The organism is Rhodococcus olei (assembly GCF_039540555.1).
In the GTDB taxonomy this organism is placed as follows: Bacteria; Actinomycetota; Actinomycetes; order Mycobacteriales; family Mycobacteriaceae; genus Rhodococcus_G; species Rhodococcus_G olei.
On record NZ_BAABFB010000024.1, the window covers coordinates 78,497 to 103,766 of the forward strand.

Consider the following 25,270-nt stretch of genomic DNA (forward strand, 5'->3'; position numbering starts at 1 on the left):
TCCGGTTCAGGAGGGGCCGTCCACCGACCCGAATGGGGGCAAGAGGAAGGTGTGCACGAGGCGCTCGTCGGCCTGCCGTCCTGGGTTGTCCGGATCAGGCCAGCGAATCATCGCCATGGCTACGAGGGTCAGCCATTTCAGCGCATGCAGATTGTCCAGATCGGGGCGCAGTTCCCCTGTGGCGCGGGCGTTGTCGAGTACCCCCGTCCAGACCTTAGCCATGAAGGGCGTCGGGATCTGCTCCGGATCGCTGTAGCGGCCGTGCTCGGAGCGCAACATGCCGGCGAGCATCTCATCTGCGCGTCCTGCTTCGATGATCAGGAGCATGCCCCGTACCAACCGATCCTGGAACGAGTCCGTCTCACGGAACAGGCGCTCCAGCCTTGCGGCAACCCGGCTGGCCCGGCGGTCGATTACGGCCTCGATGAGTGCCGTCCGGTCGCCGAAGGCTCGGTACAAGGTAGGCCTGGACACGCCGGCCGCGGCGGCGATGTCGCTCATTGTGGGCTTGCGGGCCCCGCGTCGATCGAACTCGAGCTCTGCAGCGTCGAGGATGGCGCTGAGGTCCTCGCCAGCCTCCGATCGGGAGACCTGGTTCACGCGGTCGCTTCCTTGGCCCGCGCGGCCTCGATGTCGCGTGCGATGGTCTGGTGCAGGTGCTGGGTTGCCTTCTCGTTCCGGCCGAAGAACAGGTCGGGAACATTGCTGTGGGGCAGTACGTCCGTGACGGTTTTCGCGACAACCCAGTCCTCACCCTCGACGGCCTTGAGAACGATCTCCCAGTTCTTCTCCCGGAACCGCTTCGCCTTGTCGCTGACCGGTAGTTCGTCGACCATGAACCACAAGGTGACCACACATTTGCTCAGGTCCTCGGGGTTCGGACGGATCGCCCAGACCTCGAAGTGCGCCGGCGCCCGGGCGATGATGTTCCCCGGGTAGAACTGAAGCCCAGCGATGGCATACTTCGGGAACTCACCGTCGGTGAGGTCACTGTCGCGGAAGTCGACGACACCACGACGCGCGACCGTCATGCGCCAGTTCTTGTCGTAGATGTCGCACTTGTAGATGTTCGTGTGGAAGAACGGCCCGACAGTCTCCGGGTGCACGAACTGCAGGTGGTAGGCATCGGTGAAGCCGTCCATGACGACCTTCCAGTTCATGTCGAGATGGAAGGTTCGTTTCTGGTAGAGCTTCGCGTCGGCAACCTTGGAGGCGACGACGTCCTTCTCGAGCTCGCTGCCGATGTAGGCCGGAATGTCGAGCTCGGTACCAGGCTTGGCCTTCGACCAGATGAATCCGGCGTATTCGACGGCGGGGTATTCCACGAGCCCGACCTCGTTACGGTCGAGCCCGACGAAACCGTCGTCGAACGGAATGGATCGGATTCCGCCGTCCCGGGAGTAGCACCACTTGTGGTACGGGCACGCGAACATCCGCCGTCGCCCGGACTCAGCGAGCTCGACCTTGGCTCCACGGTGTCGGCATGCGTTGGCAAATGCCTTCACCGATCCGTCGTCCTGCCGCACGACGATGAGCGGCGTTCCTGCGACATCGACGGTCAGGAAGTCTCCCGGCTCCGTGAGCTCGGAGTGGTGAGCAACGATGACCGGGTTGTCGCCGAAGACGACCTCGAACTCCTCCTTGAGGTAATCCGGGTCGTAGTAGACAGCCGGGTCGACACGCATCACATCGGATGCGTAGTCGGTCGACCGATTGTCGATGAAGTCAAGCAACTCCTGACGAAGTCGCCGTTGCGTCTGCAGTTCCACTTCCGCCTCCTGGCCGAACGCCCGAACAAATTTTCCTTTTTGTATCAGGCGGGTTGGTGTTTCACAAGAGTTTCGACAAACATGTCGATGAGTCTTCGGTTGACGATCTATGCGTGAGCCCGGCGAAGTCACCAAGCGGACCGTACGAAAGTTGCTGTTGGCGTGAGGCACTCGGCCGTCGGAGCGACATCGGCGCCACACGATAGATCCGCGGGCGCGCCCCCACCCGAGAGGCTCGAGAGAAGCTCGCGCGACTGGCGGCGGCGGTACTCACCGACCGATACCGAACGTCGAACCACCGGTCGGTCCGTCGCCCTGACTCGCAGCGATATCCTGAGGACACAGCATCGAGAGGTGAGTGGATGTTGCGTCGTCAACGATGTCGCGGGTGGGTGGATCTCGGGTAGCCGATGGCCGAAAGCGATCCCCCCGAACCGCAGCGTGACCTGCCCACACCGGTCGCGGCGGAGTTGAGCGCGGCCGGATTCCACGACGCCGAGGAGATCGGACGCGGCGGCTTCGGCGTCGTCTACCGCTGCAGGCAGGCGGACCTCGATCGCACCGTCGCGGTGAAGGTGCACACCGCCCCGCTCGACGACGAGAACACCGCCCGGTTCCTGCGCGAACAGCGGGCAATGGGCCGTCTGTCGGGGCACCCGAACATCGTCAACGTCCTGCAGGTCGGCGCCATCGCCGGCGGTCGCCCCTACATCGTGATGCAGTACCACCCGCGGAACTCGCTGGAGACCCGGATCCGTGACCGGGGCCCGCTCGGGGTGGAGGAGGCGCTTCGACTGGGTGTGAAGATGGCAGGGGCACTCGAGACCGCGCACGGTCTCGGTGTCCTGCATCGTGACGTGAAACCCGCGAACATCCTGCTCACCGACTACGGCGAACCGGCGCTGACCGATTTCGGGATCGCCCACATTCCCGGGGGTTTCGAGACCGCGACCGGCACGGTCGCCGGGTCACCGGCCTTCACAGCCCCCGAGGTCCTGCGAGGAGATCCGCCGAGCACGGCCTCGGACGTCTACGGTCTCGGCGCGACGCTGTTCTGCGCGGTCACCGGTCACGCGGCGTTCGAACGCCGCAGCGGTGAGCAGGTGATCGCACAGTTCCTCCGGATCACCACGGCACCGGTCCCCGACTTGCGGGAGAAGGGCGTCCCCGACGACGTGAGCGCGGTCGTCGAACGAGCGATGGCTACCGACCCTGGGGACCGCCCCTCCGCCGCGGACCTGGGTGACGAACTCCGGAAGATCCAGCGCCGTCACGGGTTCCTGGTCGACCAGATGGCCTTACGCCCAGAGGTGGGCGCCCCGGCCCGACATCGCGACCCGGTGCACGCGGCGGACCACTCCGCCGACTCCACCCCGCGCGGCTCCGCCCCATCGGGGGAGGATGACCGGCAGCAACTGGTGTCGGGTCGTAGGCCCACAAATGAAACCTCGGGGGTCATTCACCTGCGGGGCCCCGCGGGGAAGCTGCCCCTGGAACTGACCAGTTTCATCGGTCGCCGTCACGAGCTGACCGAGGCCAAGCGCCTGCTCTCGACGTCCCGTCTGGTGACGTTGACCGGGATGGGCGGTGTCGGCAAGACCCGGCTGGCGTTGAGGGTCGCCGCCGACTCCGAGCGCGGGTTCGACGACGGGGTGTGGCTGGTCGAGTTGGGCGAGCTCGAGGATGCGTCGCTGTTGGTCGATGTAGTGGCCGCGTCTCTGGGGCTGCGGGGTGAGTCGGCGCGGTCGACGCTGGACGTCGTGGCGGAGTTCCTCGCCTCGCGGCGGCTGCTGTTGGTGCTCGACAACTGCGAACATCTCGTCGATGCGGTGGCCGGGTTGGCCGAGATGCTGCTCCGGAGCTGCCCCGAGCTGCGGATCCTGGCCACCAGCCGTGAGGCCCTCAATATCGAGGGGGAGGCGGTGTTGCGGGTTCCCCCACTGACGGTCCCGGATCCGGACCGATCGCCGTCGCTGAAGGGGCTGCCACGGTACGACGCGGTGACCCTGTTCGCCGAGCGGGCCGCCGCCGCCGTGCCCGACTTCACGCTGACCGAGGACAACAAGGATGCGGTCGCGCAGATCTGCCGCCGACTCGACGGCATGCCGCTGCCCATCGAGCTGGCCGCGGCGCGGCTGCGGGCCCTGTCCCCGGACCAGATCCTCGAGCGGCTGACCGACCGCTACGCCCTGCTGACCGGCAGTGGCCGGGGCGCACCGAGCAGGCAGCAGACCCTGCGGATGTGCATCGACTGGAGTCATGAGCTGTGCACCCCACGAGAGCAGCAGGTGTGGGCCCGGCTGTCGGTGTTCGCCGGCGGATTCGAATTGGATGCCGCCGAGGGCGTCTGCGCCGAGGACATCACGCCGGACCTACTCCTCGATGCGGTGGCCTCGCTGGTCGAAAAGTCGATCCTGATCCGGGAGGAACCCGGCCGCGTGGTGCGCTTCCGGCTCCTCGAGACCCTGCGCGAGTACGGCCGCGAGAAGCTGCAGCAGACCTCCCGGTACGACGCGCTGCGTCGCCGGCACCGGGACTGGTACCGGCAACTGGCGGTGAGGGCGGAGGCCGAGTGGATCAGCGCCCGGCAAGTCGAGTGGATCGCCCGCCTCGAACGGGAGCAGCCGAATCTGCGTGAGGCGATGGAGTTCTGCCTGACCGAGCCGGGCGAGGCCGATGCGGGTCTGCAGATCGCGGCCTCCCTGTTCCAATTCTGGGTCGCTCGGGGCCTGTTGAGTGAGGGACGGCACTGGTTCGACCGCACCCTCGCCTGCCACAGCGGGCAGCCGAACGCCGACCGGCTCAGAGTTCTCTGCGCCTCCACCGTGTTTGCCGGACTACAGGGCGACCTGCTTGCGGCGGAGGAAAGGGTGGAGGAGGGCCGGGAGCTCGCCGATCGGTTGGGCGACAGGTCGATGCGCGCGTTCGTCGAGCACGCGGACGGGACTGCGGCGCTGTACGCCGGCGATCTTCCCCGCGCAATCGCGTCCTTCGAGGATGCGTCGGCAGTTTTCCGCGCCGGCGGCGACCTGCTTCGACACATCACGGTGCTGGTCGGGCTCGTGCTCGCGTACGGACTGCAAGGTGACACGATCAATGCCGATGCCGCTCACGAGGAGGTTCTCTCGTTGACCGCCCCGCGGGGCGAGTCGTTGTACCGGGCGTACTCGCTGATCGCGCTCGGGCGAGTGGTGTGGAAACAGAACCGCGAGCGGGGTGCCGGACTACTCAAGGAGGGATTGCGACTGATGCGGCGGCTGGACGATCCGTTCGGCGCGGCCTCGTGTGTGGAGGCGATGGCCTGGATCGCCGCCGACGAGCACGATGCCCGGCGTGCGGCGGTGCTGCTCGGTGCCGCGGAGGCGCTGCGGCAAGGCGTCGGGACGTCGCTGAGAATCTACCCGAAATTGCTTGCCTACCATGAAGAGTGCGAACACTGGACACGCCGCGCGCTCGGCGAGCGAGGGTTCGAGACCGCTCATCGGCACGGCAGAGCCCTGAGTTTCGGGGACGCCGTCGCCTACGCCCTCAACGAGCAACCCCCGCCCGTGTCGGGGCCTGATCGCGCCGCGACGACGCTGACCAAACGCGAACGGCAAGTCGCCGACCTGGTCGCCCAGGGCCTGACCAACAGGGCGATCGCCACCAAGCTGGTGATCTCGCAACGCACCACAGAAGGACACGTCGAGCACATCCTCACCAAGCTCGGCTTCACCTCACGAGCCCAGATCGCAGCATGGGTCGTCGAACAAGCACAAGCCGAACAGACCTGACCATTCGCGAGTCTCGGTCCCAGCTGTGGTTCTCGGGTTGGTTGTGCACCGCTGAAACGCGTCGGATCCACGGCGATACTCCAGGCACCGAGTACGGGGTGAATCATTGTTCACCCCCGTAGTGCAACATGATGGGGAATGCTCGACTCGATAATTGTTGGTGAGGAACTCGATGGATCCCGTTGTCACACAGTCCGAATTCCGCGGTGACGGTGTCACCCTTGCCGCCGACCGGTGGGATCCACCGTCACGGGGTGCCGGCGGACCCGGCGTCGACAGAAAGGGCGTGGTCCTGTTGCTGCACGGCGGCGGGCAGACCCGGCATTCCTGGCGGAACACCGGACGCAGCCTCGCGGCGGACGGCTGGTCCGCCATCGCTGTGGATGCACGTGGACACGGGGACAGTCAGTGGGCACCGGACGGGGACTACGGCATCGATGCGTTGGTCGCCGACGTGGCGTCGGTCATTGCGGAACTGGGGGAGAAGCCGGTACTCGTCGGTGCCTCGATGGGTGGCATGACGTCGTTGATCGGGCAGGGGGAGAATCCCGAGCTCGCTCGCGGCCTGGTCTTGGTCGACATCGCACCGAAGGTCGAAGCTAGCGGCACCGCGGAGATCATGGCCTTCATGCGCAGTGGTCTCGGTGGTTTCGAGAGTCTCGACGACGCGGCGGCGGCGGTCGCGGCGTACACCCCGAACCGTGTCCGTAAGCCCAACCCGCAAGGGTTGCGCAAGAACCTTCGCCTGCGTGATGGCCGCTGGTACTGGCATTGGGATCCGGAGTTCCTCCGCCAGGGCGACGAACCCACTCGCCAAGCGGACTCGATCGTGCGCTACGAACGTGCTCGGGATGCCGCGGCCGCGATCACCGTTCCCACGATGCTCGTTCGTGGCAAGCAGTCCAATGTGGTCAGCGAGGAAGGCGCCAAGGAACTGCTCGAGCTGATCCCGGCCGCCACACTGATCGACGTCGCCGGGGCCGGCCACATGGTCGCCGGCGACGACAACGATGTCTTCAGTGTCGGATTGAAGGGATTTCTCGACGAAGTCGTTGTCGCCTCGCGTCACTGAAGCCATCGAGGTCCTCGCACGTCCGTAACCGGCCGTGGGCTCATCTCGGAATTTGCGTCGGTGTCAGTGGCATCGGTGGTCGGATTCGCCCGAAACCGGTCGCTGTCCGACCGACTGCCTCCCGCGACCCCGGGCCATCTGCGAGATGCAGCTCGGGCCTGTGTGGGCGAAGGTCGGCAAGGCCGAGCGCGATCACCACGTGCGCGAGTTGTCCGATGCCGCGAGAAAGCTCAGCCAGCACGGGTAGTGGGCCGGCGGCCGCGGTGGCCGTGTCGAAGTGGTCCCGCCCGGCTACGACACCGCGCTGCCCGCGAGAGGCCGCCGTTGGCACGATCCCGCGGGCGGCCGCTCAGTACCACAGAGTCCCCGACGGGATGAGACGACCGGGCGGGCGGCGATCGCACTGTTGGTCAGCCCGTCGGCGACGAGGTCGGCCACCTGCCGCTCCCGCCTGGTCGCTCCGTCGACGGGCCCGCGGTGGGCGGCGCGGGCTCGGTGTCCTCGCCGAGGGCGGAGGCAACGGCCGCGACGACCAAGGCGTTGGTCGTCGTGCTCACGCTCGTGCACGACGACCCCGCCAACCACGATGAACTTGTGACTCGGAACGCTTGTGTGGACACCGATTCCGAGCTCGATGCGCAGACGACCGTCAAGGCCCGACGGGTGGTCGCCGCGAACTCCCTCGATGCCGAGGATTGCCGAGTGCTGCTGTCGATGCTGGGGATCGTCGACTCCGGGGCGACCGCGGCCACAGTCGACCGGGGTCGTCGTTGGCAGGACGCGCCGAGGTGCGAGGGGGTCGTCGTTGGCAGGACGCGCCGAGGTGCGAGGGTGCCGTCTCCACCCGCCCCACCGGTCGACGCTCACCGGGCGGAGCCCAGGATCGGCTCGTGCAGGTCGAAGTACTCGACCCGCCCCATCAGCCGGCTCTCCTCGGTCAGCAGCGACCGCAGGTCGTCGGGAACCTCGAGGTCGTGCGCACGGGCCACGGCCTCGGCGGTGAAGTACACGGCCTCGACGTAGCGGCCGTCGGCGGCTGCCGCGAAGGTGCCGCCGAGGATCCCCGGCCGCACCCGGTGACCCGAGTCGCCGGCCTCGGCCTTCAACTCCCCGAGCCGCCGCGCGTCGGCGGTGCGGCCCTCCAGGATCTGCACCCGACGTCGGCGGCGCCGCCGCCGCGCCACGTCGTGACGTACGGGCAGTCCATGAACGACACCGGCCCGTCGAAGCAGTCCTTCGTCTCGAACCACCAGCTGTCCTGCTCGGGGCGTTCGCTGTTGCGGCGGGCCGCCTCCTCGGACTCGAACCGCACCAGCGTGATGAACGTGCCGTCCTCGCGGATGCCGGAGATCGAGCCGGGATAGCCGACGGCTCCCGGCCGCAGTTCCTCGGTCCAGCGGTCCAGGAAGCGACGCAGCCCCGGCCCGTCGACGACCTTGCCCCGGATGACCTGAATGAACATCGGATGCCTCCTCCCCCCAGGGACACGATGTTCCCCGCGACGGCCGCGAGGGTGGGTGATCCGTCACGGTCCACCACCACGGCATCCCCGGCGGCCCGCGCCGCGTCCACCCCCGGGAACGATTGTTCGCCGCCCCGCCACACGGCACAAGGACACCGACCGGGCGCACCCACCCAGATCGGTTACGGCGCAACACCTACTCGGCTCGACCCCACGAATAGGCGCCTCCACCCGTGACTCCGGCGGTGAGCACCCGGGAATCCATCAGTGGTCCACGGCGGTGGTCATGACGGTCGGAGCGGGGGCGCCTGCCGCGCCGCTCCCCGGCGCTCCGACCGAGCCTGAGCGGTGTACATCGTTGTGTGCGTGACTCCGTGATGGCGGGGATGATGCCGTCAGGGTGCGGTGTCGTCCACCGCCTCCCCCGAGGTCGGGCCGGGAAGCCGGGCTCCGGTCGGGTCGGCCGCGGGGCGATGGTAGTTCGTGTTTGCGGTGGCTCGCGAGTGTCGAACCGGCCGGGTTGTCCTGAGCGAGCGTCCACCGGGCCGGTCGCGAGGAGCGGTGAGCGGGCGGACGGAGCTGCCATGGCCTCACGGTTGGCCCGCCGATTCTTGTGTCGATCGCTGCGAGCCCCCGTCGAGCCGTTCACCGCTCTTCGTCGATGGCTCGCACCGTTGTCGCCCCTCCAGGGGTTCGGTGCAGGCCCGCCGGTGCCCTCAGTCCGGAGGGCCGCCGCGCATCTCGGTGGTGCACTCCCTCGGCACACATCGCAATCCCGGCTTGGCTGTGTGCGGGCGCAGACCGCCAGGCGTTCCGTCGTCGCAGCCGACCCGTGCGCAGCCGATCAGACCAGACGGGCGAGCAACTCCTGACGCTGCCGCGGCCCCAACCCGCCCCCCGGTGGTCAGCAGTCCTGCGTGTGCCCTCGGGCGATGACACCGTGTTCTCGCCGGCGGGGGTGCCGTCGCCGCATCGGATCCTGCACCTGACGCGGCGATATCCTGAACGGGTACTACCGCCCGAGTTGTGAGGATGTCCGCCCGGCTGTCGGGGGTCGCGGGGTGGCGGAGAGCACGTGCCTGATGACCGACAGTGATCCGCTGGGAACCCGACGCGACGTGGCCACTGCGGTGGCGGCCGAGTTGGGTGCGGCGGGTTTCGACGAGGCCGAGGAGATCGGGCGCGGCGGCTTCGGAGTGGTGTACCGCGCCGTCCAGACGGTGCTGGAGCGGACGGTGGCGGTGAAGGTGCTCACCGCCGAGCTGGACGAGGAGAACAGGGAGCGGTTCCTGCGTGAGCAGCGGGCGATGGGTCGGTTGACCGGGCATCCGAACATCGCGGCGGTTTTGCAGGTCGGGACCACCGAGGGCGGTCGGCCGTATCTGGTGATGCCGCATTACTCGCAGGGGTCCCTCGACGCCCGGATCCGGGTTCACGGTCCGCTCACCGCGGAGGAGGTGCTGCGGCTGGGGGTGAAGACGGCCGGGGCGCTCGCCGCCGCGCATCGGGCCGGGATCGTGCATCGGGACGTCAAACCGGCGAACATCCTGCTCACCGACTACGGCGAGCCCGCTCTGGCGGATTTCGGTATCGCGCACATCACCGGCGGGTTCGAGACCGCGACCGGCACGGTCACCGGGTCGCCGGCGTTCACCGCCCCGGAGGTGCTCGGCGGGGAGCCGCCGACGCCCGCCGCGGATGTGTACGGGCTCGGCGCCACGTTGTTCGCGGCGCTGACCGGGCATGCGGCGTTCGAGCGGCGCAGCGGCGAGCAGGTGGTGGCGCAGTTCCTGCGGATCACCACCGCGCCGGTGCCGGACCTGCGCGAGGACGGGGTCGACGACGAGATGGCGGCGGTGATCGAGCACGCGATGGCCCGCGCACCGGCGGACCGGCCCACTGCGACGGCGCTCGGGGAACGGCTCCAGGGGCTGCAGGCGCGGAGCGGGTTCCCGGTCGACGAGATGGCACTGCGCGCCGAATCGGGGACCGCGCTGCAGGCGGGCGGTCCGGCGGTGCCGGTGCCCCTGACCACCGGCCGCTCGCCCGTCCGCCCGCCCACCGATGCCTCGGCGAATGGCCGGGGGAATCTCCCGGCGGAGCTCTCCACGTTCATCGGCCGCCGCACCGAACTTGCCGAGGCGAAGCGGCTGCTGGCCGTTTCTCGGTTGGTGACGTTGACCGGGATCGGTGGGGTGGGCAAGACACGCCTGGCGCTGCACCTCGCAACGGGCGCCCGGCGGGTGTTCGCGGACGGGGTGTGGCTGGTCGAGTTGGGCGAGCTACACGACGGGGCGCTGCTGGAGGGCGTGGTCGCCGCCGCACTGGGTGTGCGTTCCCAGTCGACGCGGCCGCTGCAGCAGGTCCTGGTCGATTTCCTGGCGCCGCGGGAGCTGCTGCTGGTCCTCGACAACTGCGAACAGGTGGTCGATGCGACGGCGCAGCTGGCCGAATCCCTCCTGTCCGCCTGCCCGAAACTGCGGATCCTCGCCACCAGCCGCGAGGCCCTGAGCGTAGGGGGTGAGGCGGTGTTGCGGGTGCCGCCGCTGACGCTTCCCGACCCGGACCGAGAACCGTCGCTGCGCGGCCTGCCCCGCTACGACGCGGTCACCCTGTTCGCCGAACGCGCCGAAGCCGCGCTGCCGGGCTTCGAGCTCACTGCCGGCAATGCGGCCACCGTGGCGCGGATCTGCGCTCGCGTGGAGGGGTTGCCGCTGGCGATCGAGCTCGCGGCGGCGCGGTTGCGGGTGCTCTCGCCCGAGCAGATCCTGGCGCGGCTGACCGACCGCTTCACGCTGCTCGCCCGCGGTGGCCGGGGTGCGCCGACCCGGCAGCAGGCCCTGCGCCTGTGTGTCGACTGGAGTCACGAGTTGTGTACCCCGGCCGAGCAGTGGCTCTGGGCGCAGTTGTCGGTGTTCGCCGGCGGCGTGGAGCTCGACGCCGCCGAACGGGTGTGCCGGTGGGACGAGGAGGAGGCGGGCGAGCTGCTCGACGTGCTGGCCGCCCTGGTCGACAAGTCCATCCTGATCCGGGAGGAGTCGGGCACGGTGGTGCGGTTCCGGATGCTCGAAATTCTGCGCGACTACGGCCGCGAGAAGTTGCAGGCCTCGGGCGAGTACCTCGACCTGCGGCGACGACACGCGGACTGGTACCGGCAGCTCGCGCAGCGCGCGGAGGCCGACTGGATCGGTGGCCGGCAGCTCGACTGGATCGACCGTCTGGACCGCGAACAACCCAACCTCCGCGAGGCCCTCGAATTCGCCCTCGCCGACGACACGGCCACCGACTCCGTGTTGGCCTTCGCGAGTGCCCTGCAACCGTTCTGGCTCTCGCTCGGACGGTTCGGTGAGGGACGGCACTGGCTCGACCGTGCCCTCGCCGTCACCCCCGCGGCCGCGTCCGCGGTTCGCGCCAGGGCGTTGGCTCGTAACTACACACTGACCGAGCTTCAGGAAGACTTCGCCGCGGCCGCCGCGCTGGTCGGCGAGGCCCGGGCCCTCGCCGACCAGTCCACGGACCCGCTCGCGCTCGCATTCCTGGAATTGACCGTGGAGGGCTATGAGCTCCTGTCCGGTGATCTTGCGTCTGCGTGCGTACGACTGGAACGGGCTCTCGACGTGTTCGTCGCGCGAGGCGACCTCCTCGCCCAGGTTTCGGTTCTCCTCACCCTCGGATGGGCACGCGAACTGCAGCGGGACACCGCACGGGCGCTCGAGAGTCACGAGAAGGTCCTCGCGATCACCGAATCCCACGGCGAATCGGTCTTTCGGTCCCACGCGCTGTGGGCAACCGCGGTCGCGGTGTGGAGTCAGGGCGATCGAGATCGTCCGCCACAGCTGCTGCAGCAGGCACTCGGACTGGTCCGGCGGTGGCGAGACCCGTTCCTGACCGCGGCGTGCCTCGAGGGCCTGGCCTGGACAGTCTCCGCCGAGGGCAGGGCCCGGCGCGCCGCCGTTCTGATGGGTGCCGCGCAGGCCCAGGGCCGGCTGGCGGGTGCCTCCATCGTGGTGTTCCCGGGTCTGCTCGTCCATCACGACGAGTGCGAGCGAAACACCCGCCGGGCCCTCGGTCCGCGGGCGTTCGAGGCGGCACACCGCGACGGCGGCTCGTTCGATCTCGACGCCGCCATCGCCTATGCCCTCGGCGAGGAACCCGCCACCGCACCACCGTCCACGGGTCCGTCGACGGAGCTCACCAAACGGGAACGGCAGGTCGCCGACCTCGTCGCCGAGGGGCTGACCAACAAGGCGATCGCCACCCGCCTGGTCATCGCCCCACGCACCGCGGACGGCCACGTCGAGCACGTCCTGGCGAAGCTCGGCTTCACCTCCCGGGCGCAGATCGCGGCCTGGGTCGTCGAACAGGGACGACACTGAGCACCAGCGAACCTTGGTGACGGTGGAGGGTTCTGCGCATGAAGTTCTTTCCGTGACTCGTGTCCATATCGGTCACCGGGTCTCGCGCCCGGTCACCACCCGGTGGATCAGCCAGGCCGCGGTCCGCGCGGTCCGATTGTCGAAGTCGAAGCGGGGGCTCAGTTCCGCGACGTCGAACAGGACGAGTTTCCCGCTGCGGGCGACGCTCTCGCAGACGTGCGCGACCACCTCCAGGGGCACCCCGAACACGGCAGGCGCGCTGACCCCCGGCGCGACCGAGGCGGGCAGCACGTCCAGGTCCAGGGACAGATGGACCGCGTCGCAGCCGTGCAGGAACTCGTCGACGAACACGTCGACCGCCGGCAGGTTCGGAGCTGTGCACCGCTCGTCGAGCAGGTAGCGGACGCCGAGGGAGGCGGCACGCTCGAACAGGGCGACGGTGTTGCTCGCCTGCGAGACGCCGATCACCGCGTAGTTCAGCGATCGCCCGAGCGCCGCCTCGTACTCGGCGATCTGCAGGAACGGGGTGCCCGAACTCGGTGCGGCATCGGCCCGCAGGTCGAAGTGCGCGTCCAGGTTCAGCACGCCGACGCGGACGCCCGACCCCGGCAGTCCGGACTCGGCGATCCCGAGATGACTGCCGAACGCCACCTCGTGACCGCCGCCGAGCACGACCACGAAATGCCCGCCGGCGAGCAGGCCGGAGACGACGCCGCCGAGTCGGCGCTGGGCACCGGCGAGGTCACCGCCGACAACCTCGACGTCGCCGGCGTCGAGGATCCGCACCGGTTCGGGCAGGGCCAGGGACGACAGTCCGTGCCGCAGCGCGACCGGACCCCGGATCGCGCCGGGTCGGCCCTGGTTGCGGCGCACCCCCTCGTCGGAGCGGAAACCGACCAGCACACAGGCGCCGGGTGCGTCACCGGGTGCCAGCGCGGTCACCGCGCTGTGCCAGCGCAGGTGCTCCGGCCCGGGCCCGTCGTCGCGCCCCGACCATTCGCGCGGAGGAATGTCGGTGACCACCGTCGTCCGCGTCACTGCAACACACCGTCCTTCCACACCTCGTGGACCAGGTCGACCCCCGGCCGGTACGCCAGATGCAGGTGCGAGGGGGCGTCGAGGCCGATCAGGTCGGCCCGGGCGCCGACCTCGACGACCCCGATGTCGGTCCGCCGCAACGCCGCCGCACCGCCTGCGGTCGCCGACCACACCGCCTCGTCGGGGCTCAGGTGCAGGTCGCGGACCGCGAGCGCGACCACGAACGGCATGCTGGTGGTGTAGCTCGTCCCCGGGTTGCAGTCGGTGGCGAGGGCCAGCGTCACACCGGCGTCACGCAGCCGCCGGGCGTCGGGATACGGTCCGCGCGTGGAGAAGTCGGCCCCGGGCAGCAGGGTGGCCACGGTCGATCCGCCGGCCAGCGCGTCGATGTCGGCGTCGGTGACGTGGGTGACGTGGTCCACCGACGCGGCGCCCAGTTCGACCGCCAGCCGGACGCCCGGTCCGGGGCCGAGCTGGTTGCCGTGCACGCGCGCGCCGAGCCCGGCGCCGATGCCCGCCCGCAGCACGGCGCGGCACTGATCGGCGTCGAAGGCCCCCGCCTCGCAGAACACGTCGATCCACCGGGCGTGCGGCGCGCACACCGGAATCATCCAGTCGCAGACCATCGCCACGTACTCGTCGGCGCGGCCGGCGAACTCGGGCGGGGGGAGGTGCGCGGCGAGCAGCGTCGTCTCCGTGGTGAACGCCGCGGCGACCTGCAGTCCGCGCAGCTCGTCTGCGACGGTCTGCCCGTATCCGGACTTGCACTCGATCGTCGTCGTGCCGGTACGCCGCGCCTCGGCGACCAGCCGCCCGGTGGTCGCGGCGAGTTCGGCGTTCGTGGCGGACCGGGTCGCGGCGATCGTCGCGAGAATTCCTCCCGCGTCGTAGGTTTCGCCGCTCATCCGAGCGGCGAACTCGGCCGCCCGGTCGCCGCAGAACACCAGGTGCGCGTGGGAGTCGACGAACCCGGGGAGCGCGGCGCGGCCCTGCAGGTCGTGCCGGGCGTCGGCGGCGGGGGCCCGCGAGTGCGACCCGACCCACTGCACGACCCCTTCGTCGAACACCACCGCGGCATCGTGGATCAGGCCGAGCGGGCCGCGGCCCGCATGCGGGTCGTTGGTGACCAGGGAGCCGATGTGGTCGACCGCGGTGGCGGTCATCACCGCTCCCGCATCGGGATCCGGATGTCGTGCTCGGCGGCGACCGCGACGGCCCGGTCGTACCCGGCGTCCGCGTGCCGCAGCACCGCCGTCGCCGGGTCGTTGGACAGCACCCGCTCGATCTTGCGGGCGGCGAGGTCGGTGCCGTCGGCGACGCACACCTGGCCGGCGTGGATCGAGCGACCCATGCCGACGCCGCCGCCGTGGTGAATCGACACCCACGACGCCCCGGACGCGGTGTTGACCAGCGCGTTCAGCAGCGGCCAGTCGGCGATCGCGTCCGAGCCGTCCGCCATCGCCTCGGTCTCCCGGTACGGAGAGGCGACCGACCCGCCGTCGAGGTGGTCGCGGCCGATCACGATCGGCGCGGACAGCTCACCGGACGCGACCATCCCGTTGAACTTCAGTCCGGCCCGGTGCCGTTCCCCGTGGCCGAGCCAGCAGATCCGGGCGGGCAGGCCCTCGAACCGGACCTTCTGGCCGGCCAGGGTGAGCCACCGTCGTAGGTGCGGGTCGTCGGGGAAGAGGTCGCGGATCGCGCGGTCGGTGGCCGCGATGTCGGCCGGGTCTCCCGACAGGGCCGCCCACCGGAACGGCCCGCGCCCCTCCTCGAACAGCGGGCGGATGTACGCGGGGACGAAGCCGGGGAACTCGAAGGCCCGGTCGTAGCCGCCCTTCCGGGCCTCGTCGCGGATCGAGTTGCCGTAGTCGAACACCTCCGCGCCGGCGTCCTGGAATCCGACCATCGCGGCGACATGCCGGGCCATCGAGGCGCGGGCCTGCTCGGTGAACCGGGCGGGGTCCTTTTCGGCGAGCCGGTGCCAGTCCTCGACCGGGACGCCGATCGGGAGGTAGCTCAGCGGGTCGTGCGCGGAGGTCTGGTCGGTGACCACGTCGATCGGCGCCCCCGCCGCCAGCAGGTTCGGCAGCACCTCGGCGGCGTTGCCGAGGAGCCCGATCGACAGCGGCCGGTGCTCGTCGCGGGCCGCGATCGCGAGCGTCAGGGCCTCCGCGGGGTCCTCGGTGGACACGTCGAGGTACCCGTGGTCGATCCGGCGGGCGATCCGGGCCGGATCGACCTCGACACAGAGCGCGACACCACCGTTCATCGTGACCGCCAGCGGCTGCGCCCCGCCCATCCCGCCGAGCCCCGCGGTCAGGGTGATCGTTCCGGCCAGCGAGTCCCGGCCGAGTGCGCGCGCGACCGCGCCGAACGTCTCGTAGGTGCCCTGCAGGATGCCCTGGCTGCCGATGTAGATCCAGGAACCCGCGGTCATCTGCCCGTACATGATCAGGCCCAGGGACTCGAGCCGGCGGAACTCCTCCCAGTTCGCCCAGTCGCCGACCAGGTTCGAGTTCGCGATCAGCACCCGCGGCGCCCATTCGTGGGTGCGCAGCACCCCGACCGGCTTGCCCGACTGCACCAGCAGCGTCTCGTCGTCGGCGAGTGTCGTCAGGGTGCGGACGATCGCGTCGAACGCCGCCCAGCTGCGTGCGGCCCGGCCGGTGCCGCCGTAGACCACCAGGTCGTCGGGGCGCTCGGCGACCTCGGGGTCGAGGTTGTTCATCAACATCCGCAGCGCCGCCTCCTGCGGCCAGCCGCGGCACGTGAGCGCCGGCCCGCGCGGGGCGCGTACCGGCCGGGGGCCGGATTCGTACGACGGTGCTGTTTCGCGTGGCATGGCCAACTCCCGTGGTGGTCACTGGGTCGACGTCCAAGATCCAGTATCGGGCAGCTCGTGGCCGGGCGGTGAGGATTGCATCGACGAATGCGGTGGCCGCCTCGGTCGTTCACCGCGGCCGGGTTCGGCCCCGGGACCGGGTTCCGGCGCGCGGGCGGTTCAGGGCCGCGACCGGGTTCTCACGGAAGCGGGAAGCGGGTCGCGGCGATCGAGTCCAGGTTGACGCCGTCGTGCCCGATCAGCCAGTAGCCGCCCTGCCGGTAGCAGGTGGCGAGCTCGTCGACGATCCGCAGCAGGAAGTAGAGGGACTGCTCGGGGACCGGGGTGGCCGCCAGCTGGTGCGACTCGCCGGGCCGGACCATGTCCAGCCACACCCCGGACCGGCCGTCCAGGCGCAGACCGACCACGTGTGCGGCGTCGACGAACTGGTACTTGCGCTGCTGCCACGGCGTGCCGTGTGCATAGCCCTGCTCGAGGACCTGGATCAGTATGGTCATCAGACCCTCCCGACGTTCGGCCACTGGCATTATCCCGCTGGTCACACCCGTAAATCCAGTTGTCGGGGTCGGGTGGTTGGATGGTCCGGTGGTGCATGCGGTGTGGTCTCCCGGAGCCGGGTTGATGCTCTGGCGTGACGCCGCCGCACCGGTCGACGCGGCCGACCTGCCGTCGCCGCTGCCCGGCCTGCTCGAGCGCCGGTTCCGGCACCGGGTCACGGTCACCCTGCCGAACGGCGACGGCACCCTGACGGACGTCACGGTGCCCGCGGTGGCGTTGGCCCCCGCGGCCGCGGCCGCGCTGCTGCTCGACCTGCCCGCCGGTGATCCGCGGCTGCCGGGGGACCTGCGGTACCTGGTCCATGTCGCACGCGGCGTCCGGCGGTGGGCCGACGCCGGGCGGGTGGTGCCGGAGCTGCGCCGGGAGGACGGGCTGTGGTCGGCGCGGTGGCGGCTGCTCGGCGGGGACCGCCAACGTGCCTGGCTCGCCGAGCTCGCGACCGCGATGCCCGGGGTGCTGCGCGCCGCCGGCGGTCGGCAGGCTCTCGACGACTTCGTCGACCGGCTCACCGACCCGATCGTGCGGGACCGCCTCGGTGGCCGCGACAGCGCGCACCCGTTGCTGCACGCGTTGCTCACCGACTCCCCGTTGGTGGCGCCGGGGGAGGGCAGCGGGCGGGCCGAGGTGGAGCTGACCCGCTGGCGGGCGTCGCTGTCCGCCGAGGAACCGGACCTGGTGCTGCGGCTCGTCGAACCCGACGAGGCGCGGTCCGGGGACATCGCGAGCGATCCGGAGACGGTGCTGTGGCGGCTGGAGGTGTGCCTGCGCCCGGCCGGGGAGGCGCCCGCGCCGGTGCCGGTCCGGTTCACCGACCCCGACATGATGCGCGTCGCGCTGCGGGGCCTCGGTGTCGCGATGGAGGCGTACCCGCGACTGCGGGCGGTGCCCTCCGACCCGGACAGTCTCGACCTGCTGCTGCCGCTGCCGGTGGTCACCGACCTGGTCGCCCACGGGGCCCGCGCCCTCGCCGCGGCCGGGGTGACGCTGCTGCTGCCGCGTGAGTGGGTGGTCGCGGCGCCGTCGCTGCGGTTGCGCGTGACGAGCCCGGCGGTGCTGCTCGACACCGACGAGCGGGCCGTCGGACTCGGCCAGTTGCTGTCCTACAACTGGGAACTCGCGGTCGGCGACATGGTGCTGACGTCCGACGAACTGGATCGGCTGGCACGGTCCACGGCGGACCTGGTGCGGCTGCGCGGCCAGTGGGTGCAGGCGGACGGTGCGGCGCTGGCGAAGGCCGCGGCCTACGTCGGGGCCCGCGACCCCGGCAGCGCGTCGACCCTCGGCGGCCTGCTCGGCGAACTGGTCTCCGCGGCGGCGCCGGTGCCGGTCGACGAGATCACCTCGACGGGGTGGGCCGCGGCGTTGCTGGATGCGCGGTCCGTCCCGACCGCGGTGCCCGCGCCCGCGGGCCTGGCCGCGACACTGCGCCCGTACCAGCAGCGGGGGCTGGAGTGGCTGGCGCTGATGAACCGCCTCGGTCTCGGCGCGATCCTCGCCGACGACATGGGGCTCGGCAAGACCGTGCAGCTGCTGGCGCTGCTCGCCCACGAGCGCGAAGCCGGCCAGGCGCGCAGCGGAGCGGAGCCGCCCCGTGGCACCCAGGCGCGCAGCGGAGCGGAGCCGCCGCGAGGAACCGTGTCGCCGACGCTGCTGGTGTGTCCGATGTCGGTGGTCGGCAACTGGCAGCGGGAGGCCGCGACCTTCACTCCCGGCCTGCGGGTGCACGTCCATCACGGGTCCGGTCGCCTGCGCGGCGCCGCGCTGCGGGCCGCGGCGGCGGCCCACGATCTCGTCGTGACGACCTACGCCCTCGCGGCCCGCGACGTCGCGGAGATCCGTGAGATCGTCTGGGAGAGAATCGTTCTCGATGAGGCGCAGCACGTGAAGAATGCCGGTACCGCGCAGTCGCGGGCGGTCCGGTCGGTCCCGGCGCGGCACCGGCTCGCGTTGACCGGCACGCCGGTCGAGAACCGTCTCGAGGAACTGCGGTCGATCCTCGACTTCGCGAACCCCGGGCTGCTCGGGTCGGCGCAGCAGTTCCGGGCCCGGTTCGCGGTGCCGATCGAACGCGAGCAGGACGCCGGTGCGCTGGTGCGGCTGAAGGCGGTGACGTCGCCGTTCGTGTTACGCCGGGTCAAGACCGATCCGGCGGTGATCTCGGACCTGCCGGACAAGCTCGAGCTCACGGTGCGGGCCAACCTGACCGTCGAGCAGGCGAGCCTGTACCGGGCGGTCCTCGACGACATGACCCGGCGGCTGCGGGACGCCGACAACCCCCGGGCCCGCAAGGGGGTGGTCCTCGCGTCGCTGACCCGGCTCAAGCAGGTGTGCAACCATCCCGCGCATTTTCTCGCCGACGGGTCGCCGGTACTGCGGCGCGGCCGGCACCGCTCCGGGAAACTGGCGCTCGTCGAGGACGTCGTCGACTCGGTGCTCGCGGAGGGGGAACGGGTGCTGTTGTTCACCCAGTTCCGTGAATTCGGGTCGATCGTCGCCGGGTACCTCGTCGAGCGGTTCGGCACCGAGGTGCCGTTCCTGCACGGTGGCGTGTCGCGCACCGCCCGGGACGCGATGGTGCAGTCGTTCCAGCAGGGCGGCGCCGGCGCCCCGATCATGCTGCTCTCGCTCAAGGCGGGTGGCACCGGACTGAACCTGACTGCCGCCAATCACGTTGTGCACCTGGACCGCTGGTGGAATCCCGCGGTCGAGAACCAGGCCACCGACCGGGCGTACCGGATCGGGCAGCGCCGCGACGTACAGGTGCGCAAGTTGCTGTGCGTGGGAACGCTGGAGGAGCGGATCGACGCGATGCTCACCGGGAAGGCGGAGCTGGCCGATCTGGCCGTCGGGGTGGGCGAGAGGTGGATCACCGAGATGAGCGACGACGAGCTGACCGCACTGATGGCGCTCGACGACGACGCGGTGGGCGAATGACCGGCCGGGCGGTGTCGCGGCGCGGGTCCGGGTGGGGGCGCTCGTTGCTGTCGGCGATCGAGAGGGGCGGCGCGAGCGGCCGGCTCGGCCGTGGGCGCAGTCATGTCCGGGCCGGGCAGGTGTTCGGCGTGCGGGTCGCGCCGGGCCTGGTGGTCGGGGAGGTGCAGGGCAGTCAGAACGAGCCCTTCACCGCGACCGTCACGATCCGCCGCCTGGACGAGGACGCGGTCGGTGAGGTGATCGGCCGGGTCCGGGGGACGCCCGGACTACTGGCCGCGGTCGCGTCGGGCGCGCTGCCCGCCGAGCTCGGCGAGTTGCTGCTGCCCGCCGGGCCCGGGGACGTCGACTTCGGGTGCACGTGTCCCGATCAGGGGTGGCTGTGCCGGCACGCGGCCGCCCTGGTGACGGTGACCGCGGAGCACGTCGACTCGACTCCGACGACGCTGCTCACCCTGCGCGGCGTCGACCTCGATTCGCTGATCCGCGGGGTGGACGCGAGCGCCGAGGTCGCACCGGATCCCCGCGACTGGTACGGCGAGGGCACCGAGCTTCCGGCGCTACCGCGGCCGGAATTCGCTGCGGCGCCACGGGATCTGAACCCCGGGCACCTGCGGTCCGCGCTGCGGGCGACGGCGCCCGACGAGCGCGCGGTGGCGCAGGGCCTGCGAGACCTCGACGCCCTCTACCGCGCGCTCGGCGGGGACTGACGACTCACATACGCTGCGAGGAGATGTTGCCGCCGTCGACCACCAGCTCGCTGGCCGTGATGTAGCTGGCCTCGTCGGAGAGCATGAATCGCACGGCGCGGCCGACCTCCTCCGGCTTGCCGAGGCGGCCCATGAGGATGCGGCGCTCGAAGGTGCCCTCGGGCAGCAGGTCGACCGTCGGCTGCAGCATCGGGGTGAGGATCTGGCCGGGGGAGACGCAGTTGATGCGGATGCCCTCGGGGCCGAGCCGGTCGGCGAGCGAGCGCACGACGGCGAGCATGCCGCCCTTGGCCGCGGAGTAGACCGGGTTGATCGCGTTGCCGAGGTGGGCGTTGATCGACGAGATGCCGACGATCGCCGAGCCCGGGTTGGCCTGGAAGTCCGGCAGCAGCTCCTTGGTCAGCAGGACCAGCGGGCGCAGGTGGGTGTTGATGCCCAGATCCCACACGTCGACGGTGACGCCCTCGAGCGAACCCTGGTCGACGACGCCGGCGGCGTGCACGAGGCCGCCGATGTTCGGCAGCGCCGCGCGGGTGGTGGCGAGCGCGTCCGCGTAGAGGTCCGGGTTGCTCAGGTCGACGCCGACGCCGATCGCGGTGATCCCGAACTCGGTGGCGATCGCGTCCGCCTCGGCCTTGGCCTTGGCCTCGTTGAGGTCCCAGAGGGCGACGGGCCGGCCGGCCTCGGCGAGGGCGCGGGCGGAGGCGAGGCCGATCCCGGATGCACCGCCGGTGACGACGACGGCGGTCGTGAGGGAGGAGTTGGTGGATTCAGACATGGGCTCAGCGTCCGCTCTTCCGGCGGCGGTGCACAAGACTCCCCTCCCGCTCAGCGGCTACGTCGCCCGGCGCGGCGCACGCCCCGCGGCAGGGTTCGCCTAGACATACATGGACTTCCAACTATAGGATGGGCACATATTCGAGAACTCCTCCGTACCCGCGGTGTGGGTGCGGATTCCTCAGGTGGCCTTCGCTTCAGTCAGGACAGGAAAAATGGTTCAGGAACTCACCCACTTCGTGGGCGGCAAGCGCGTCCCCGGTACCTCCGACAAGTTCGGGGACGTCTACGACCCCAACACCGGCGAGGTGCAGGCGCGTGTACCGCTCGCCGACAAGGCCGAGACCGAGGCGATCATCGCCAACGCGGTGGACGCGCAGCGTGAGTGGGCGGCCTTCAACCCGCAGAAGCGGGCCCGCGTCCTGATGAAGTTCCTCCAGCTCGTGCAGGAGGAGATGGACTCGCTCGCCCGGCTGCTCTCGTCCGAACACGGCAAGACCATCCCCGACGCCAAGGGCGACATCCAGCGCGGCCTCGAGGTCATCGAGTTCGCCCTCGGTGCCCCGCACCTGCTCAAGGGCGAGTACACCGAGTCCGCAGGCACCGGCATCGACGTCTACTCGATGCGGCAGCCGCTGGGCGTCGTCGCCGGCATCACCCCGTTCAACTTCCCGGCGATGATCCCGCTGTGGAAGGCGGGCCCGGCGCTCGCCGCAGGCAACGCGTTCATCCTCAAGCCGTCCGAGCGCGACCCCTCGGTGCCGCTGCGCCTCGCGGAGCTGTTCGTCGAGGCCGGCCTGCCCGCCGGCGTGTTCAACGTGGTCAACGGCGACAAGGAGGTCGTCGACGTGCTGCTCACCGACGACCGGATCAAGGCGGTCGGCTTCGTCGGCTCCACCCCGATCGCGCAGTACATCTACGAGACCGCGGCCGCGCACGGCAAGCGCGCGCAGTGCTTCGGCGGGGCCAAGAACCACGCCGTCGTGATGCCCGACGCCGACCTCGACGAGGTCGCCGACGCCCTGATCGGCGCCGGCTACGGCTCCGCGGGCGAGCGCTGCATGGCCATCTCCGTCGCGGTCCCGGTCGGCGAGGAGACCGCCGACGCGCTGGTCGCGAAGCTCACCGAGCGGGTCGCCAAGCTGAAGATCGGTCGTAGCGACGACGAGGGCGCCGACTTCGGCCCGCTGGTCAGCAAGGACGCGCTCGACCGGGTGAACAACTACATCCAGATCGGTCTCGACGAGGGTGCCGAGGCGGTCGTCGACGGCCGTGGCTTCACCCTCGACGGCCACGAGAACGGCTTCTTCGCCGGCGCGACCCTGTTCGACAAGGTCACCACCGACATGCGGATCTACAAGGAGGAGATCTTCGGTCCGGTGCTGCTCGTCGCGCGTGCCGCGGACTACGAGGAGGCGCTGCGCCTGCCGACCGAGCACGAGTACGGCAACGGCGTCGCGATCTTCACCCGCGACGGCGACACCGCGCGCGACTTCACCAACCGCGTCAACGTCGGCATGGTCGGCGTCAACGTCCCGATCCCGGTGCCGATCGCGTACCACACCTTCGGCGGCTGGAAGCGCTCCGGTTTCGGCGACCTCAACCAGCACGGTCCCGACTCGTTCCGCTTCTACACCAAGACCAAGACGGTCACCCAGCGCTGGCCCTCCGGGAAGAAGGAAGAGACCAACCACTTCGTCATCCCGACGATGAACTAGGAGCGGTTTCGTGTTCACCCTCACCGACGACGAGCGGGCGATCTCCGAGACCGCCCGCGACTTCGCCGCGGAGTTCCTGGCGCCCAACGCGATCGAGTGGGACCAGTCCAAGCACTTCCCGGTGGACGTGCTGCGCAAGGCCGGCGCGCTCGGCATGGGCGGCATCTACATCCGCGAGGACGTGGGTGGGTCGGGCCTGACCCGGCTCGACGCGGCCCGCATCTTCGAGCAGCTCGCGACCGGCGACCCGTCGATCGCCGCGTACATCTCGATCCACAACATGGTCACGTGGATGATCGACACGTTCGGCACCGACAAGCAGCGGCACCAGTGGGTGCCCCGGCTCGCCTCGATGGAGCACCTCGGCAGCTACTGCCTGACCGAGCCGGGCGCCGGGTCGGATGCGGCGGCGTTGGCCACCAAGGCCGTTCGCGACGGCGACGACTACCTGCTCACCGGCGTCAAGCAGTTCATCTCCGGTGCGGGCACGTCGGACGTGTACGTGGTGATGGCGCGCACCGGTGACACCGGGGCGCGCGGCATCTCGGCGTTCATCGTCCCGAAGGACGCGGAGGGGCTGTCCTTCGGCGCCAACGAGAAGAAGATGGGCTGGAACGCACAGCCGACCCGGCAGGTCATCATGGACGCCGTTCGGGTGCCTGCGGCGAACCTGCTCGGCGGTGAGGGCAACGGCTTTCGGATCGCGATGGCCGGCCTCAACGGCGGCCGGCTGAACATCGCGGCCTGCTCGGTCGGCGGGGCCGAGGCGGCGCTGCGCAAGGCCGTCGACCACCTCGCGGACCGGCGCGCCTTCGGTGCGCCGCTGCTGCAGTCGCAGGCGCTGCAGTTCCAGCTCGCGGACATGCGCACCGAACTGGAGGCGGCCCGCACCCTGCTGTGGAGGGCGGCGGCCGCGCTCGACGCGGACGCCCCCGACAAGGTCGAGTTGTGCGCGATGGCCAAGCGGTTCGCCACCGACACCGGATTCGAGGTCGCCAACCGGGCGCTGCAGATGCACGGTGGCTACGGCTATCTCTCCGAGTACGGTCTGGAGAAGATCGTCCGGGATCTGCGTGTCCACCAGATCCTCGAGGGAAGCAACGAGATCATGCGCGTGGTCGTCGCCCGCAGCGTGATCGCAGGAAAGGCAGGCGCGGCGTGAGTGACGCGAACGAGGCTCCGTTGACCGAGGCCGAGGTGCTCGTCGCCCGGGTCGGAGGAGTCGGGCGACTGACCCTGAACCGGCCCAAGGCGATCAACGCCCTCAACCACGCGATGGTGCGGGCGATGGCGGCCGCGCTGGTCGAGTGGGAGGCCGACCCCGCGGTGCGCGCGGTGGTCGTCGACGGGGCGGGGGAGCGCGGCCTGTGCGCCGGCGGCGACATCGTCGCGATCCACGACGACGCGAAGTTCGGGCGGACCGGGTCCCGCGAGTTCTGGCGGGACGAGTACATCCTCAACGCCGCGATCGGCCGTTACCCGAAGCCGTACGTCGCGATCATGGACGGCATCGTGATGGGCGGCGGTGTCGGCATCTCCGCGCACGGCAGCGTTCGCGTCGTCACCGAACGCTCCTCGATCGCGATGCCGGAGACCGGCATCGGGTTCGTGCCCGACGTGGGCGGCACCCACCTGCTCGCCCGCACACCGGGCGAGATCGGCACGCACGTCGCGCTGACCACCGGCCGGATGAACGCCGGCGACGCGATCGCACTCGGCTTCGCGGACCACTTCGTGCCGTCCGAGTCGCTGGGTGGTTTCGTGGCGGCCCTCGAATCCGGGTCGGTCGCCGATGCGCTGGCGCAGTTCGAGCGTCCCGCGCCGGAGTCCCCGCTGCTGGCGCAGCGTTCGTGGATCGACGCCGCCTACTCCGCGGACACCGTCGAGGAGATCGTCGCGCGGCTGCAGGCCGCGGGCATCCCCGAGGCGGCGAAGGCGGCCGAGCAGGTCCTCGCCAAGTCGCCGGTCGCCCAGAAGGTAGCGTTGCGCTCGCTGCGCCACGCCCGCACCCTCGGCAGCCTCGAGGAGGTCCTCAACGAGGAGTTCCGGGTCTCCGTCGCGGCGCTGTCCTCCCACGACCTCGTCGAGGGGATCCGTGCGCAGGTCGTCGACAAGGACCGCAACCCGGCGTGGTCGCCGGCCACCCTCGCCGACGTCACCGAGGGCGACGTGGACCGCTACTTCCAGCCGCTCGGCGAGCTCGAACTCGGTCTCGCCGCACCCGATCTCGAAGGGGTCTGA

General features: G+C 70.4%; 17 protein-coding genes. 8 read left to right on the forward strand and 9 right to left on the reverse strand.

Annotated elements, in window-relative coordinates:
* Positions 1 to 6: 6 nt before the first annotated feature.
* Together ABD951_RS05950 and ABD951_RS05955 are read right to left on the reverse strand one after the other, a co-directional pair.
* Entirely contained in the window at positions 7 to 600 is a 594-nt protein-coding gene (locus ABD951_RS05950) for a TetR/AcrR family transcriptional regulator (RefSeq protein WP_345342844.1), read from the reverse strand.
* Complete coding sequence (locus tag ABD951_RS05955; RefSeq protein ID WP_345342845.1) at positions 597 to 1,901, reverse strand: aromatic ring-hydroxylating oxygenase subunit alpha; 1,305 nt, start codon at positions 1,899 to 1,901, stop codon at positions 597 to 599. Before ABD951_RS05955 ends, ABD951_RS05950 begins: the two co-directional genes overlap by 4 nt.
* Positions 1,902 to 2,179: 278 nt before the next feature.
* Here ABD951_RS05955 and ABD951_RS05960 point away from each other — a divergent pair, with 278 nt between their 5' ends.
* Positions 2,180 to 5,542, forward strand: a complete 3,363-nt coding sequence (locus ABD951_RS05960; RefSeq protein WP_345342846.1) for a protein kinase domain-containing protein — start codon at positions 2,180 to 2,182, stop codon at positions 5,540 to 5,542.
* Positions 5,543 to 5,714: 172 nt separating this feature from the next.
* Positions 5,715 to 6,614 carry an alpha/beta fold hydrolase gene (locus ABD951_RS05965; protein WP_345342847.1) on the forward strand — a complete coding sequence of 300 codons (900 nt, stop codon included), beginning with the start codon at positions 5,715 to 5,717 and terminating at the stop codon, positions 6,612 to 6,614.
* 863 nt (positions 6,615 to 7,477) lie between these two features.
* Here ABD951_RS05965 and ABD951_RS05970 read toward each other — a convergent pair.
* The gene (locus ABD951_RS05970) at positions 7,478 to 7,768 is read right to left on the reverse strand and encodes a hypothetical protein (RefSeq protein ID WP_345342916.1); all 291 of its coding nucleotides are present in this window, start codon (positions 7,766 to 7,768) and stop codon (positions 7,478 to 7,480) included.
* Positions 7,717 to 8,076 (reverse strand): hypothetical protein, encoded by a 360-nt coding sequence (locus tag ABD951_RS05975; RefSeq protein ID WP_345342848.1) that lies wholly within the window; start codon positions 8,074 to 8,076, stop codon positions 7,717 to 7,719. The genes ABD951_RS05970 and ABD951_RS05975 overlap by 52 nt, the downstream gene beginning before the upstream one ends.
* 1,082 nt (positions 8,077 to 9,158) lie before the next feature.
* On the opposite strand from ABD951_RS05975, the gene ABD951_RS05980 reads away from it, so the two are divergent.
* The gene (locus tag ABD951_RS05980; RefSeq protein WP_345342849.1) at positions 9,159 to 12,452 is read left to right on the forward strand and encodes a protein kinase domain-containing protein; all 3,294 of its coding nucleotides are present in this window, start codon (positions 9,159 to 9,161) and stop codon (positions 12,450 to 12,452) included.
* 72 nt (positions 12,453 to 12,524) lie between these two features.
* On the opposite strand, the gene hutG is transcribed toward ABD951_RS05980, so the two are convergent.
* The 4 genes from hutG to ABD951_RS06000 form a co-directional block, all read right to left on the reverse strand.
* Positions 12,525 to 13,490 (reverse strand): formimidoylglutamase, encoded by a 966-nt coding sequence (hutG, locus tag ABD951_RS05985; protein WP_425569786.1) that lies wholly within the window; start codon positions 13,488 to 13,490, stop codon positions 12,525 to 12,527.
* Entirely contained in the window at positions 13,487 to 14,653 is a 1,167-nt protein-coding gene (gene hutI / locus ABD951_RS05990) for an imidazolonepropionase (RefSeq protein ID WP_345342850.1), read from the reverse strand. Before hutI ends, hutG begins: the two co-directional genes overlap by 4 nt.
* Complete coding sequence (gene hutU / locus ABD951_RS05995) at positions 14,653 to 16,335, reverse strand: urocanate hydratase (RefSeq protein WP_345342851.1); 1,683 nt, start codon at positions 16,333 to 16,335, stop codon at positions 14,653 to 14,655. The genes hutI and hutU overlap by 1 nt, the downstream gene beginning before the upstream one ends.
* Positions 16,336 to 16,514: 179 nt before the next feature.
* Positions 16,515 to 16,832 carry a hypothetical protein gene (locus ABD951_RS06000; RefSeq protein WP_345342852.1) on the reverse strand — a complete coding sequence of 106 codons (318 nt, stop codon included), beginning with the start codon at positions 16,830 to 16,832 and terminating at the stop codon, positions 16,515 to 16,517.
* A 124-nt stretch (positions 16,833 to 16,956) separates the two neighbouring features.
* Here ABD951_RS06000 and ABD951_RS06005 point away from each other — a divergent pair, with 124 nt between their 5' ends.
* Both ABD951_RS06005 and ABD951_RS06010 read left to right on the forward strand, forming a co-directional pair.
* Positions 16,957 to 19,827, forward strand: a complete 2,871-nt coding sequence (locus ABD951_RS06005; RefSeq protein WP_345342853.1) for a DEAD/DEAH box helicase — start codon at positions 16,957 to 16,959, stop codon at positions 19,825 to 19,827.
* Positions 19,824 to 20,534: an SWIM zinc finger family protein gene (locus ABD951_RS06010; protein WP_345342854.1), complete on the forward strand. Its 711-nt coding sequence runs from the start codon at positions 19,824 to 19,826 to the stop codon at positions 20,532 to 20,534. Before ABD951_RS06005 ends, ABD951_RS06010 begins: the two co-directional genes overlap by 4 nt.
* A 4-nt stretch (positions 20,535 to 20,538) precedes the next feature.
* Here ABD951_RS06010 and ABD951_RS06015 read toward each other — a convergent pair whose 3' ends face one another.
* Positions 20,539 to 21,312, reverse strand: a complete 774-nt coding sequence (locus ABD951_RS06015; protein WP_345342855.1) for an SDR family NAD(P)-dependent oxidoreductase — start codon at positions 21,310 to 21,312, stop codon at positions 20,539 to 20,541.
* A 214-nt stretch (positions 21,313 to 21,526) separates the two neighbouring features.
* On the opposite strand from ABD951_RS06015, the gene ABD951_RS06020 reads away from it, so the two are divergent.
* Genes ABD951_RS06020 through ABD951_RS06030 form a run of 3 tightly spaced genes read left to right on the forward strand, consistent with a single transcriptional unit; the run spans position 21,527 to position 25,270 of the window.
* A complete protein-coding gene (locus ABD951_RS06020) occupies positions 21,527 to 23,029 on the forward strand; it encodes a CoA-acylating methylmalonate-semialdehyde dehydrogenase (protein ID WP_345342856.1) in 1,503 nt (500 codons plus the stop codon).
* Positions 23,030 to 23,039: 10 nt separating this feature from the next.
* Positions 23,040 to 24,191 carry an acyl-CoA dehydrogenase family protein gene (locus ABD951_RS06025; RefSeq protein WP_345342857.1) on the forward strand — a complete coding sequence of 384 codons (1,152 nt, stop codon included), beginning with the start codon at positions 23,040 to 23,042 and terminating at the stop codon, positions 24,189 to 24,191.
* Entirely contained in the window at positions 24,188 to 25,270 is a 1,083-nt protein-coding gene (locus ABD951_RS06030) for an enoyl-CoA hydratase/isomerase family protein (RefSeq protein WP_425569787.1), read from the forward strand. Before ABD951_RS06025 ends, ABD951_RS06030 begins: the two co-directional genes overlap by 4 nt.